This window comes from Mesorhizobium sp. LSHC412B00 (assembly GCF_000503035.1).
In the GTDB taxonomy this organism is placed as follows: domain Bacteria; phylum Pseudomonadota; class Alphaproteobacteria; order Rhizobiales; family Rhizobiaceae; genus Mesorhizobium.
Genome location: NZ_AYWB01000006.1, coordinates 114,914 through 128,231, shown reverse-complemented (window position 1 = coordinate 128,231; position 13,318 = coordinate 114,914). Strand labels below are relative to the sequence as shown.

The 13,318-nt window shown below is 63.6% G+C and carries 10 protein-coding genes and 1 pseudogene; 8 read left to right on the top strand and 3 right to left on the bottom strand.

All coding sequences use genetic code 11. The features are described 5' to 3' along the window. Positions 1-55: 55 nt before the first annotated feature. The gene (locus X757_RS151325; protein WP_245275061.1) at positions 56-2,344 is read left to right on the top strand and encodes a mechanosensitive ion channel family protein; all 2,289 of its coding nucleotides are present in this window, start codon (positions 56-58) and stop codon (positions 2,342-2,344) included. Positions 2,345-2,519: 175 nt separating this feature from the next. Here X757_RS151325 and X757_RS151330 read toward each other — a convergent pair whose 3' ends face one another. The 3 genes from X757_RS151330 to X757_RS151340 form a co-directional block, all read right to left on the bottom strand. Further along, entirely contained in the window at positions 2,520-4,007 is a 1,488-nt protein-coding gene (locus X757_RS151330) for an aldehyde dehydrogenase (protein ID WP_023726272.1), read from the bottom strand. After that, positions 4,004-5,197: a cytochrome P450 gene (locus X757_RS151335; RefSeq protein ID WP_023726271.1), complete on the bottom strand. Its 1,194-nt coding sequence runs from the start codon at positions 5,195-5,197 to the stop codon at positions 4,004-4,006. Before X757_RS151335 ends, X757_RS151330 begins: the two co-directional genes overlap by 4 nt. A gap of 63 nt (positions 5,198-5,260) precedes the next feature. Continuing rightward, a complete protein-coding gene (locus X757_RS151340) occupies positions 5,261-6,709 on the bottom strand; it encodes an APC family permease (RefSeq protein ID WP_023726270.1) in 1,449 nt (482 codons plus the stop codon). Between the two features lie 166 nt (positions 6,710-6,875). On the opposite strand from X757_RS151340, the pseudogene X757_RS1000000168930 reads away from it, so the two are divergent. The 7 genes and pseudogenes from X757_RS1000000168930 to X757_RS151365 all read left to right on the top strand — a co-directional run. Continuing rightward, positions 6,876-6,935: pseudogene (locus tag X757_RS1000000168930) on the top strand (hypothetical protein); the annotation flags it as partial. Between the two features lie 47 nt (positions 6,936-6,982). Beyond that, positions 6,983-7,630 (top strand): IclR family transcriptional regulator, encoded by a 648-nt coding sequence (locus X757_RS15970; RefSeq protein ID WP_023726269.1) that lies wholly within the window; start codon positions 6,983-6,985, stop codon positions 7,628-7,630. Beyond that, positions 7,630-8,913: a Tm-1-like ATP-binding domain-containing protein gene (locus tag X757_RS151345; RefSeq protein WP_023740567.1), complete on the top strand. Its 1,284-nt coding sequence runs from the start codon at positions 7,630-7,632 to the stop codon at positions 8,911-8,913. The genes X757_RS15970 and X757_RS151345 overlap by 1 nt, the downstream gene beginning before the upstream one ends. Further along, a complete protein-coding gene (locus X757_RS151350) occupies positions 8,910-9,572 on the top strand; it encodes an HAD family hydrolase (protein ID WP_023726267.1) in 663 nt (220 codons plus the stop codon). Before X757_RS151345 ends, X757_RS151350 begins: the two co-directional genes overlap by 4 nt. A gap of 20 nt (positions 9,573-9,592) precedes the next feature. Beyond that, the gene (locus tag X757_RS151355) at positions 9,593-10,942 is read left to right on the top strand and encodes an aminotransferase class III-fold pyridoxal phosphate-dependent enzyme (RefSeq protein WP_023726266.1); all 1,350 of its coding nucleotides are present in this window, start codon (positions 9,593-9,595) and stop codon (positions 10,940-10,942) included. 33 nt (positions 10,943-10,975) lie between these two features. Then, positions 10,976-12,283 carry an aminotransferase class III-fold pyridoxal phosphate-dependent enzyme gene (locus tag X757_RS151360; protein ID WP_023726265.1) on the top strand — a complete coding sequence of 436 codons (1,308 nt, stop codon included), beginning with the start codon at positions 10,976-10,978 and terminating at the stop codon, positions 12,281-12,283. Further along, positions 12,280-13,311, top strand: coding sequence for a phosphotransferase enzyme family protein (locus tag X757_RS151365; protein ID WP_023726264.1), 1,032 nt, complete (start codon positions 12,280-12,282; stop codon positions 13,309-13,311). Before X757_RS151360 ends, X757_RS151365 begins: the two co-directional genes overlap by 4 nt. The last annotated feature ends 7 nt before the right edge of the window (positions 13,312-13,318 follow it).

Sequence of the window (13,318 nt, the reverse complement as noted above, 5' to 3'; positions counted from 1 at the left end):
CAACGACGGACATAGCTGTCCTTGCTCGCCGATCTGACCGGAAGGTTACCGCACGATGCTGCTCATGAAACGACGATTGGGGGCCAGGGAGCCGGCGCGCCCAGCACGGCGTCCCGGGAACCTGACGGCGATGTTCGTCCTGATAGCCGGGCCGCTCGTCCTTGGCATCGCCCTCCTGTTGGCTGGTCCGGCACAGGCCCAGGCACCGGCCGCCGTCACGCCCGACAAGGTCAAACAGCTGTTCGAGCTTCTCGACGATCCGTCGGTGAAGGCCTGGGTGGCCGAGCAACGAAATCAGGGCGCAGGATCGACGGAAGCGCCTGCCGAGACTAGCGCTCCGCCGGCCGACGCCGTGGCCGCACCGGGCCAGATGAATACTATGGCATCCTCGACGCTCGATCGGATCAAGCATCACATCGAAAAGATCGTGCGAACCTTGCCTTCGCTGCCGGACCAGTTCGCGCGCGTCCGGGCCAATACCATGGACGATATGTCCAGCAAGGGCCCCGTCAGCATATTGGTGCTGATTGCGATCTTTATCGCTGCCGGCCTGGCGCTCACCTGGGCAATATACAAGCTCACCCGTCCATTTCGTCTTTGGATCATCGCGCAACCCAGAGATACGCCCATCGGGCGGGCCAAGAAGATCGGCGGCCGCACGCTTTATTCCAGCATGATGATCGGCTCGTTCGCGCTGGGCAGCGCCGGTGCGTTCATGCTGTTCGACTGGCCAGCGCTCATCCGCGAGATTGTGCTGACATTTCTGATGGCTGCGGTCTTTACGTGGGCTGTGCGCCTATACGTGATGGCCACGCTCGTCCCTTCTTTCATGGAGGTCGAGCACGCCATCGAGGTTCGTGCCCTGCCGATCACCAACGGAGCTGCTGACCATTGGGCTTATTGGCTGCCCCGGATCGTCGGCGTTTTCGCCTTCTTCGCCGCCGCGTTTGTCCTCTTGCCGGGTCTCGGCATAGACCAGGACGGAATGATGGTCCTGTCGGTGGGCGCCGATTTCATCCTGCTGTTGCTCTTCCTGCTGGCCATTTGGCGTCGGCCAAGAACGCAGCGAGACGGCGCGCGCCACAGCGGTCACACGGCAGTGACATGGTTGTTGACGGCTTACTTCGTCGTTCTGTTCCTCGAACGCATTGCCGGCCTCTACACATTCTTCTGGTTTACCTTCACCGCATTCTTCCTGCCTTTGGCAATTGTGCTGACAGAGCGCGGGGTTAATTTCGTCCTGCGGCCCGGTTCGGAAGATGCCGGCCGGCCGACGATCCCGGCGGTGACGATCGCTGTCATCGATCGCGGTATCCGGATGATTTTCATCCTCGCGGCGGCTTACCTTCTCGCACGCGTACTGGGCCTGGACATGCAATCCATGCGCGGCAGCGATACGACCACCATGCTCATATTGCGCGGCTTGATCAACGTCGTGGTCATTGCCCTTGCTGCCGATTTCGGCTGGTCGATCATCAAAGCCTTGATCGAACGAAAGCTGGGCGTCGCGATACCGCAAGCGGTGGTGAGCGAAGAAGACATCCTCACCCTCGATCCGCATCAGGCGCGGCTGCACACGCTGTTGCCGATCATCCAGAACATTCTGCTAGCAGTGATCATCGTGATGGCGGTGCTGATGATGCTCGCTTCGATCGGCATCCAGATCGGCCCGCTGATCGCCGGCGCCGGCGTCGTCGGCGTCGCCGTGGGTTTTGGCGCGCAAACCATCGTCAAGGACGTGATCTCTGGCGTGTTTTATCTGCTCGACGATGCTTTCCGTGTCGGCGAATACATTTCATCGGGCAGCTACAGGGGTACGGTGGAGAGCTTTTCGCTGCGCTCGGTGAAGCTGCGCCACCATCGTGGTCCGCTGTTCACGATACCTTTCGGCGAACTCGGCGCCGTGCAGAACCAGAGCCGTGACTGGGTCACCGACAAATTCAACATCACCGTTGGCTATGACACCGACATCGACTTTGCTCGCAAACTGATCAAGCGAATTGGCCTGGAACTGGCGGAAGATCCGGAGTTCAAACACTGGGTGATCGAACCGATCAAGATGCAGGGGGTGCAGGAGTTCGGCGAGTACGGCATCGTCTTGAGGGTCAAGGTCACGACCAGACCTGGAGGCGCCTTCAGCATGAAAGGCAGGTTCTTTTTGCGCCTCCGCCAAGCCTTCAAGGAGCAGGGCATCGAACTCCCATTCCCGACCGTCCACGTCCAGGGGCTGCAAGACCCGCATGGGACAGAGAATGCGCCTTTGGAGATCACACCTGAATTGCGAATGGCCGTCGCGCAGTCGCACACCAATCGGCGCAGAAAAAAAGCCGGCACAACGGAGTAGGACGCTGTGATACCCGCCGGTCGCAACACGGCTTTCCGCGCAAAGCCTGGACCCGCGACACCACGCTAGTCGAGCTGCCGATTGCGACGACGCGATCGCCGCCAACCAGCACCAGCGTGGCGTTCTGAGGCCAAGCTTGACGAAAAGAGCAGATATGCTGGCCTTTCCGCGAGGCTCAGAGCGCAATCCAGGCGGTCTTGAGGTCAACAAATTTCTCCAGCGCATGCAGCGACTTGTCACGGCCGAAACCGGACTGTTTGACGCCGCCAAGCGGCACGGTGATATCGGCTCCGCCATAGGTGTTGACGTGGACGACACCGGCGTTGATGGCGCGCACCATGCGATGGGCCGTGGAAAGATTGGCGGTCCACACCGCCGAGGCAAGTCCGTAGACAGTGGAGTTGGCCAGATGCACCGCCTCCTCCTCGGTCTCGAAGCGCATCACGCCGAGCACCGGTCCGAACACCTCCTCGCGCGCCAACTGCATCTCTTGCGTCACGTTCTCGAAGATCGTCGGCGCCATGTAGCTGCCGCCGGTCTCGGTCAGTATCCGTTCGCCGCCGGCGACGAGACGGGCGCCTTCGGCTTGCGCCATGGCGACGAAGCCGAGATTCTTGTCCAGCTGTTCGGCGCTCGATACCGCACCGATATCGCTGGCGAGATCGAGCGGGTCGCCGACCTTGAGCCGCGTGGTTGCCGAGACAAGTTCGTCCATGAAAAGATCATAGACCGACGACTGGACGAGCAGACGCGAGCCCGCCACGCAGACCTGGCCTGAATTGCGAAAGATCCCGTTGGCCGAGACGACCGCCGCCTGCTTCAGGTCCGGAGCGTCGGCAAAGACGATGTTGGGCGACTTGCCGCCAAGCTCGAGGAAGACCCGCTTCAAATTGGAACGGGCGGAGTATTCGAGCAGCCGCCGGCCGACCGGCCCCGATCCGGTAAAGGCGATGGCGTCGACATCCATATGGAGGCCAATCGCTTCGCCGGCGACAGCACCATGACCGGTAACGACGTTGAACACGCCTTCGGGAAGTCCAGCCTCGCTTGCGAGTTCGGCCAGCCGCAGCAAGGTCAGCGAGGCGATCTCCGGCGGCTTGACGACGACGCTGTTGCCGGTGGCCAGTGCGGGCGCAATCTTCCAGGCACCGATCATCAGCGGGAAGTTCCACGGCACGATGACGCCGACGACACCGAGTGGCTCCCTGTGGATCAGCCCGAGCACATTGTCGGCCGTCGGCGCGATCTCGCCATAGACCTTGTCGATCGCCTCGGCGTAGTAGCGGATGGTGCCGGCCGCCGACAGCGGCTCGGCCTTGTAGGCCATGCCGATCTCGGTGCCGTTGTCGCGCACGCCAAGCACGGCCAGCTCATCGACATGTTTTTCGATCAGCTCGGCAAATTTCGTCAGCACCTTCTTGCGAAAGGCAGGGGCGGCGCGCGACCATGAACCCTTCTCGAATGCTTTTCGCGCCGATCGGACCGCGCGATCGATGTCAGCGGCATTGCCGTCAGCGATGCTGGCAAAAGGGCGGCCGTCGATCGGCGAAATCACCGCCAGCGTCGCGCCGCTCGTCGCTACGGCCTGTACGCCGTCGATAAACAAGCCCCGCTCGCCGATCTCCGTCTTGCGCAGCGCGTCGATGGCATTCTGGCTGATCATTGGTGGCGGACTCCCAGGGAAACATACAACGTGGTTGGCGCGCGGAATTCCCAGCCGCGAAACACCGGCACCTTGCCCGGCACCAGACTGAGATCGGGGAAGCGCAGGAGCAGCAGCCTTAATGCAAGGCACATCTGCTCGCGCGCGAAAAACCGGCCCGAACAGAAATGATGACCAAAGCCGAAGGCGGCATGATTGCCTTCCCTGCGGTTGATGTCGAAGCGGTCTGAATCGGCAAAGCGGCTCTCGTCGCGGCTTGCCGAGGAGACAAGTGCAGCGACCGCGGCGCCGGCAGGGATGGTTACGCCGCCAAGCTCGACCGCCTGCGTCGTCTGCCGCGTCTGGGTTCCGATCGGCGCCACCCAGCGCAAGCCTTCATCGACAGCCCTGGGCACAAAGGTCTCGGGATCGGCGAGCACCTGCCGCAATTGTTCGGGATGCGCAAGCAGGCCGGCGAGGATCGAACCGGCACCATGTCCGGGCTCCTGCATGCCGCCAAGCAGAATGACCTTGATGCTCGGCATCAAGAAATCGATCGGCCGCGTCGTGCCTTCCGGCATGCCGTCATGCAGCATATGCGACAGCGCCGAGCCGTCGGGGGCGCGCGCAAGTCTATCCAGAGTCGGCCGGATGGCTGCGCCGACCTCGGCGCTGATCGCGTCGGCGATCTCTTGCCGCTTCGGGTCGTTCTCGAAATTGATGGCGCCCTGCGCAAGGCCATAGAACCAGCGGCGCAGCGTCGGCATGTCGATGTCGGCAAGGCCAAGCGAGCGCGCCAGGCTGAGCGTCGACACCGGCTCGAAATAATCCGCCATCAGCTCGGCGGAGCCTTGTTCGGCGATCCGGTCGAGAAAAGGTTCGGCAATCGACCGTACGAGATCGCCGGCATAGGCGGCGACGGTGCGCGGCCGGTATTTCGGATCGACGCCTTGGCGCAGCTGTCTATGCGTTTCGCCGTCGGTGGTCAGGATGGTCGGCTTGCCGAACGAGCGTTCGACCGGAGACGTACCGACGACGGCGGAGAAGATGTCGGGTGACTTTGCGACGGTCTCGACGTCCTTCCAGCGGGTGACGAACCAGAGATTGACCGCCGGCACGAAAGCGACAGGCGCGCTGCGCCGCAGTTTCGCATAGATCGGATACGGATCGGCTTCCAGCGCCTCAACGGTGATGCTCTCGGCAAAGCTCAACGCCGTTACTCCCTTGCGATGGAAAGGGGCGGCGCCGAACGCGCTACCCCCTTGTCCTTTGTCCTAGTCCTTCAGCGGCACGCCGAGATTTTCGAAGGCAACCGGATCCCGGCTCTTCAACGCACCGGCAAGCAGCAGGCCGACCACCGCGGCAATCAGCACCAACCCCGGCAGCAACGCGCCGAGGAAGCCGCTGGCGCCCGACAGGCCACCGAAATTAATGACGATCAGGTAGATGATGACGACGAAAGCGATGAAGGCCAGCCCAGGCAGGATGGTGGTCTTCAGCGCATTCTCCTGCGTCGACGGGTTGGCGCGGAAGTACATCACCACGGCGAGCGAGGCCACCGCCATCATGACGATGACTCCCAGCGTCGCGACATTGGTCAGCCAGGAAAACAGCGCCAGAACCGGATCGAGGCCGAGTATCGCGAACAGTCCGATGACGATCGCTGCCAACACGCTCTGGATGACGGAAGCGACATGCGGGCTCTGGTGCACTGAATGCGTCACGCCGATCGCTTCAGGCAACAGCTTCTCGCGGCCCGAGACGTAGATGTAGCGGGCAACCGCGTTGTGGAACGCCAGCACGCCGGCAAACAGGCTCGACACGAACAGGATGCCCATGGCGTGCGACAGCATGGTTCCGGCGTAGCGGTCGGACAGGCCGAACAGGAAAGTCGTCGGATCCTGAAGCGCCTGCAGTGCCGGCAACAATTTGTCGACGCCGGCGCCGACCGCCATCAGCCAGGCCGTGACCATGTAGAAGACGCCGATCAGCAGCACGGAGAAATAGGTGGCGCGCGGAATGGTCACCTTGGGGTCGCGGGCTTCCTCGGCGTAGATCGTCGTCGCCTCGAAACCGATGAAGGCGGCGAAACAGAACAGGATGGCGATGGCGGGCGAGCCGCTGACGATCTGGCTCCAGCTGAACGGCGCCGCCGAGAGGCCGCTGTCGCCACCGGTCTTGAGGATGGCGAGGTCTAACACCAGCACCACGATGTATTCGCACAGCACCAGCACCGTCAGGATCTTGGCCGAGAGGTCGACCTGGCGGTAGCCCAACACCGCGACGATGGCAACGGCGATGAAGCTCCACACCCACCAGGGCAGGTCGATGCCCCAGCCGGCGAACAGGCCGGCGGTCGCGGCCCCCAGCAGGCCCATGACCCCGATCTGCATGGCGTTGTAGGACAGGATCGCGATGATTGCGGTTGCGCCGCCGGCAAAACCGCCGAGCCCGCGCGCGGCATAGGCATAGAAGGCGCCGGCATTGCCGACATGGCGCGACATGGCGACGTAGCCGACCGCAAACAGCAGCAGCAACACGGTCACGATAAGATAGGTTCCGGCAAAGCCCGCCCCATTGCCCATAAGCATGCCGAGCGGCGTGCCGCCGGCGACCGCGGTGAGCGGCGCCGCCGCCGAAATCACCATGAAGGTGATAGCGCCGACGCCAAGACTGTTCTTGCGCAGCCTGTTGGCGGGCGCCTGTTCCGAAACTGCTGACATTTGTCCCTCCAGTTTTACGAACCCGTGGGTTCGCGGCCGCTCGGCCTGCTCCCTGAATGCCATCGGTTCATTATTTGAACCCTTATTTTGAATATAGACTTGCAAAGAATGCGGATGCCTGTCAAGTTAATTCACACATTAAGTTTCTATCCGAGCGGGAGGCTGGATGGGTACGGTCGGCAAGGCGATTTCACTTCTGGAGCTGTTCACGGCGGACGAGCCCGAGCTCGGACTTTCCGATCTCGCGCGGCGGTGCGCCTTGGACAAGGCGNGATGGCGCTGGGCGGCCATGGCTTCGTCGAGCAGGATGCCGGCACGCGGCACTATCGCCCCGGCGCCGGCCTGTCGCGGCTGGCGCGTATCCGCGAAGCCTGCTTCCCGTTCCTGCAAACGGCAATTCCCGTGGCGCAGGATTTGGCGGGTTCGACAACCGAGACGGTGCATCTGTCGGAATTCGGCGTCGACAGGCTGATCACCGTCCATGTCGAGCATTCAAGTTGGGCAAACCGGGTGAACATCGATGTCGGCCAGCTTCTGCCGCTGCATTCCACCGCCTCCGGCATCGCCTATCTCGCCTTCGCCGACAACGCGACCGTGAAAGCATGCCTGACAGGTTCGCTTGAGGCCTTCACCGATCATACCCTCGTCGAGCCGGCCGCCATTTCAAAGTCGATCGGCGAGGCGCGCGACCGCGGCTATTCGATCTGCGACCAGGGCCATGAGGACGGCGTGATCGGCGTCGCGGCTGCAATCCGCGCCGCCGACGGACTTGCGCTGGGGACAATTGCGGTGGCAGCCCCGAAGGCCAGGACGACACCGGCTGCGATCGTGGAACGAGGGCTTGCGGTTGTGACCGCGGCACGGGAGATTTCGATGCGCCTCAATGGCGAAAACCTGCAAACCCTGAGGAGGCAGGCCTGATGTCTGCAGATATGGCGACGCCCCGCATCCTGGTCATCGGCACGGGCGACACCAAGACCGACGAACTGCTGTTCATGAAAGCGTGTATCGAGGCATCCAGTGGCCGCGCCGTGATGATGGATGTCAGCGTGCTGGGCGCCCCCGCCTATAGTCCCGATCACGACAAGCATGCCGTTGCGCGGGCCGCTGGCGTGACGATGGCCGAAATCGTCTCGAGCGGCGATGAAAACACCGCCATGACATTGATGGCCGTCGGCGCCGTTCAGCTGGTGCGCCAACTTCACCAGCGCGGCGAGATCGACGCTTTCATCGCCATCGGTGGTTCGATGGGAACCGATTTGGCGCTCGATGTCGCGCTGTGCCTGCCGCTCGGCGTGCCGAAATTCGTCGTCTCGACCATCGCCTACTCGCATCTCATTCCGCCCGAGCGTGTCGCGCCCGACCTGATGATGATCCTGTGGGCAGGCGGGCTCTACGGCCTCAACACCATCTGCAAGCTGGTCCTTTCCCAGGCCTGCGGCGCGGTCGTCGGTGCGGCGAGGATCGTGCTTGCATCCCGTGCTTCGGCCCCGGCGGTCGGACCGACCATCGGCATGACTTCGCTGGGCAGCAGTTGCCTGCGCTATATGAAGACGCTGAAGCCGGCGTTGGAGCAGCGCGGCTATGATGTCGCGGTCTTTCACACCACCGGGATGGGCGGCCGGGCCTTCGAATCGATCGCCAGCCAGGACCATTTCTGCGCGGTGTTCGACTTCAGCCTGCAGGAGATCACCAATCATCTTGCCGGCTCGGTCGTCAGCTCCGGCGCCGACCGGCTCGAGAATGCCGGCGCCCGCGGCATTCCGCAGATCGCAGCCCCTGGCGCCGTGGACATGGTCGATTTGCCGACCTGGCAGGCGCTGCCGACAAAGTTCGCGCAGCGGCCATTCCATGCTCATAACAGGTTGATCGGCTCGATCACCGTCGATGCCGCCGACCGCCGTGAAGTCGCCAGGACCATCGCCGCCAAGCTCGGTGCGTCGAAGGGGCGCTCCGCTTTCATCCTGCCCTCCGGCGGCATCCAGGAATGGGATGCGCAGGGCGAGCCGCTGTACGAACCCGAAGCCCTCGCGGCGTTCACCGATGAGATGCGCAAGACCATTCCCGCCGGCGTCGAGTTCCACGAGATCGACGCCCACATTAACAGCGACGAGTTCGTCGGCAAGGCGCTCGAAATCTTCGACCGCTGGGTCGAGGAAGGCATCATCCCGCGCGGCATGCCGGCCAAGGGAGTGGCTGCGTGAGCGCTGTTCCTGCCCAGGCGCTCGTCCTCGATTTCGGCGGCGTCGTCACCCGGACCCTTTTCGAGACCCATGCCTTGACCGAACAGGCGCTCGGCCTCGCGCCGGGAACGCTGCAATGGTACGGGCCGTTCGACCCGGATTCAGATCCGCTGTGGCGCTCAATGCAGGCCGACGAGATCAGCGAGCGCGATTATTGGCGCACCCGCACCAGCGAAGTCGGCCGGCTCGTCGGCGAGGACTGGCAGGCGATGGAGACATTCGTCCAGCGCGCACGCGGAGCCGAGCCGGAAAAGATCGTGCGGCCCGAAGCCGTCCGCGCAATCCGGACCGTGCATGCGGCGGGATTTCGCCTGGCGATCGTGTCCAACGAGCTAGATCTGTTCTATGGCGCCGGCTTCCGTCAGCGGCTGCCGCTGCTCGAGCTGTTCGACACCATCGTCGACGCCACTTATACCGGCATCCTCAAGCCCGATCCGCGCGCCTATGCCTTGGTGACCGAGGCGCTTGGCCTGCCTTCCGGCGCCTGTGTGTTCGTTGACGACCAGCAGCGCAATGTCGATGGCGGCCGTGCCGCCGGCATGCGCACGGTTCATTTCGACGTCGCGCGACCGGCACTTTCCTATGCCGAGGCCCTCGGCCATTTCGACCTCATCTCCTGAGACATTTGCGGAGCCTTGCGATGCGCGACATCAATTTCCTCACCGAGAAAAACGCCAAGCCGATCTGGCATCCGATGGCACACCCGGCCGAGATGCGGGCCAACCCGCCAAAGGTGATCATGAAAGGCGAAGGCGTGATGGTCACCGACATCGACGGCAACACCGTGCTCGATGCGGTTGGCGGCCTGTGGAACGTCAATCTCGGCTACTCCTGCGACCCCATCAAGAAGGCCATCGCCGACCAGCTCAGCGCCCTGCCCTACTATTCCGGGTTTCGCGGCACGTCGACCGGCCCGTCGATCGAGCTCGCTTACGAACTCAGCGAATGGTTCGAACCGGAAGGCATGGTGCGGACCTTCTTCACCTCGGGCGGCTCGGATTCGGTCGAAACCGCACTGCGGCTCGCCCGCCAACACTGGAAGATCCGCGGCCAGGGCGACCGGACAAAATTCCTTGCCCTGAAGAAGGGCTATCACGGCACACATTTCGGCGGCGCGTCGGTCAACGGCAACGCCAATTTCCGCCGCAACTATGAGCCGCTTATGCCCGGCGTCTTCCACATTCCCGCACCCTGGACCTTCCGCAATCCGTTCGACGAGACCGATCCGGCGCGGCTGGCCAAACTGTGCGCCAAAGCGCTGGAGGACGAGATCGCCTTCCAGGGCGGCGACACCATTGCCGCCTTCATCATGGAGCCGGTTCTCGGCGCCGGCGGCGTCATCGTTCCGCATGACAGCTTCATGCCGCTGGTCCGCGAGATATGCGACCGCCACGAAATCCTGCTGATCGCCGACGAGGTGGTCACGGGCTTCGGTCGCACCGGCGCCTGGTCGGGTTCGCGGCTATCCGGCGTGAAGCCGGATTTCATGACCATCGCCAAGGCGATCACCTCGGGCTATTTCCCGCTCGGCGCCACCTTGATCGGCGCCAAGGTCGCCGACGTCTTCGAGGCCGACAAGACCAGCTTCGGGGCGATCGGTCATGGCTATACCTATTCCGGCCATCCTGTCGGCTGCGCGGCAGGGCTGGCTGCACTTGCCGAGACCAAACGGCTTCGCCTGGACGAGAATGCAGCCGCGCGCGGCATCGAGCTGGCGGCGACGCTGGAGGGGCTAAAAGCCAAGCACGCGATCGTCGGCGACATCAGGTACAAGGGCCTGATGGCTGCGCTAGAGCTGGTCTCCGATCGCACGACGAAAAAGCCGGTGGACAAGAAGACCATGGCCGTGGTTTCGGAAGCCACTTATGACGCCGGCGTCATGCTGCGCGTGTCCGGCAACAACATCATCCTGTCGCCGCCGCTGATCATCGGCGCCGCCGACGTGGCAAAGATCGGCGAGGCCATCGATGCAGGTCTGTCGAGGGCCTGATGGACCCGCTGACGCAATGGAGTTTGGTACGCAATGACCCAATCTGAGAAGAACCCGAGCGAGGAAGCGCTCGTCAAGCGGCGTGCCCGCCTGCTCGGCGCGAAATCGCAATTGTTCTACGACGAGCCCGTGCACCTGGTGCGCGGCGAAGGCGTCTGGCTCTACGATGCCGACGGCCGCAAGTATCTCGATGCCTACAACAACGTCGCCCATGTCGGCCATTGCCACCCGCATGTGGTCGAGGCCTTGTGCCGTCAGGCAAGCCTGCTCAACACCCACACCCGCTATCTGCATACCGCAATTCTCGACTATGTCGAGCGGCTGACGGCGACCTTCGATGCAAGCCTCGCCACCGCAATCCTGACCTGTACCGGCAGCGAGGCCAACGACATAGCGCTGCGCATGGCGCAGGCCGCCTCCGGCAATATGGGCATCATCGCCACCGACGCCACCTATCATGGCAACACGGCGGCGGTTTCGCAGCTCAGCACGCGCATGCCTCCGATCCGCGGCCGCGCCCCCCATGTCAGGCTGGTGCCGGCCCCCGACAGCTATCGCCATCCCGATGCGATGGCCGATGGCAAGGCCTTTGGCGACGCCGTGCGTCAAGCGATCGCCTCGCTGGCACAGGATGGCATTGGCCTGTCTGGCATCATCTTGTGTCCGCTGCTCGCCAATGAAGGTTTCCCGGCTCTGCCCACCGGATTTTTCGACGACGCCTTGGGGGCCGTGCGCGAAGCCGGTGGTCTGGTCATCGCCGACGAAGTGCAGCCCGGCTTCGGCCGCACCGGCAGCCATTTCTGGGGCCATCAGCGCGCCGGCTTCGTCCCCGACATCGTCACCATGGGCAAGCCGATGGGCAATGGCCATCCGATCGCGGCCGTGGTCACCACCAAGGAGATACTGGCGACCTTCCGCGACGCTTTCCGCTACTTCAACACCTTTGGCGGCAACCCGGTCTCCTGCGCAGTCGCCAATGCCGTCCTCGACGTCATCGAACAGGAAAACCTTGTCGCCAACGCGCAAGACGTCGGCGCCTATGCGCTTGGCCTGCTGCGCCCGCTGGCCGATCGGCATGAGTGCATCGGCGAGGTCAGGGGGGCCGGACTGTTCTTCGGCGCCGAGCTGGTCCACGACCGCGACACGCGCGAACCGGCGCCCGACATTGCCGAGCAGGTCGCCAATCGCATGCGCCATCGCGGCGTGCTGATGGGCAAGACCGGCATCCACGGCAATGTGCTCAAGATCCGCCCGCCCATGCCGTTCTCGCGTGACAATGCCGACTTCCTGATCGGCCTGCTGGACGAGGTGCTGGGCGAAGTCGGCGGAGTGCCGGCGTGAATTCTGTTTCCACCCAATCCGAGCCCGAAACGGCCGCCGATGTCACGGAGCTTGCCAGGCGTGCGCTCGAACATTGGGGCGTCCGCAATTTTGAGCCGGAACTTCTGAAGCACCGCGAGAACGCCGTCTTCCGCGTGCGGCTGCCGGATGGCCAGCCGGCAGCCATGCGCATCCACCGGCTCGGCTACCACACGGACGCCGCGCTGCGTTCGGAACTGCAATGGATGGGCTTCCTGCAATCCGCCGGCGTCGCCACGCCGTCTTGCGTCGCAACACAGGCCGGCGATCCGTTCGTACTTGTCAGCACGGCCACCTCGGCGCAGCCCCGGCAGGCCGATTGCCTGAGCTGGCTGGAGGGCCGCGCCGTGGGCGCACGCGGCGTGCCACTGGTCTACACGGCCGACCAGTCGATCCAGATCTTCACGGCGATCGGGCGGACCATCGCCCATATGCACAATGTCACTGCCTCGTGGGCGCCGCCCGCGGGCTTCGCCCGCCATGCATGGGACTTCGACGGCTTCTTCGGTGCGAACCCGGTCTGGGGCCGGTTCGAGACCTCGCCCTTTCTCGATGGTCCTCGCCGCGCGCTGGTCTTGCAGGCGCGCGAGAAGGCAGTGAAGGCGCTGTCGGAACATGAGCGCAGCGCGCGCAATTTCGGCATCATCCACGCCGATCTGGTGCGCGAAAATGTGCTCATCCATGACAGCGCGGTGCGCATCATCGATTTCGACGATTGCGGCCATGGCTGGCACATGTACGACCTTGCCGTCGCCCTCTACCAGAACCGCGAGGAGGCGATCTACCCGCTGATCGAGACCGCTTTGCTTGACGGCTACCAGCAAGAGCGTGCGCTGACCCCGCAGGACATCGCCGCATTGCCTCTATTCGCCGCCTTGCGTGCCTTCGCGTTTCTTGGCTGGGTGCAAAGCCGCGTCGAAGGCGACATCACCAGGGATGTCGGCTTGCGGATGTCGACCATCGCAGCCGATGTGGTGATTGACTACCTGCGCGGCGAACAGCCCAACTGACGAGCCG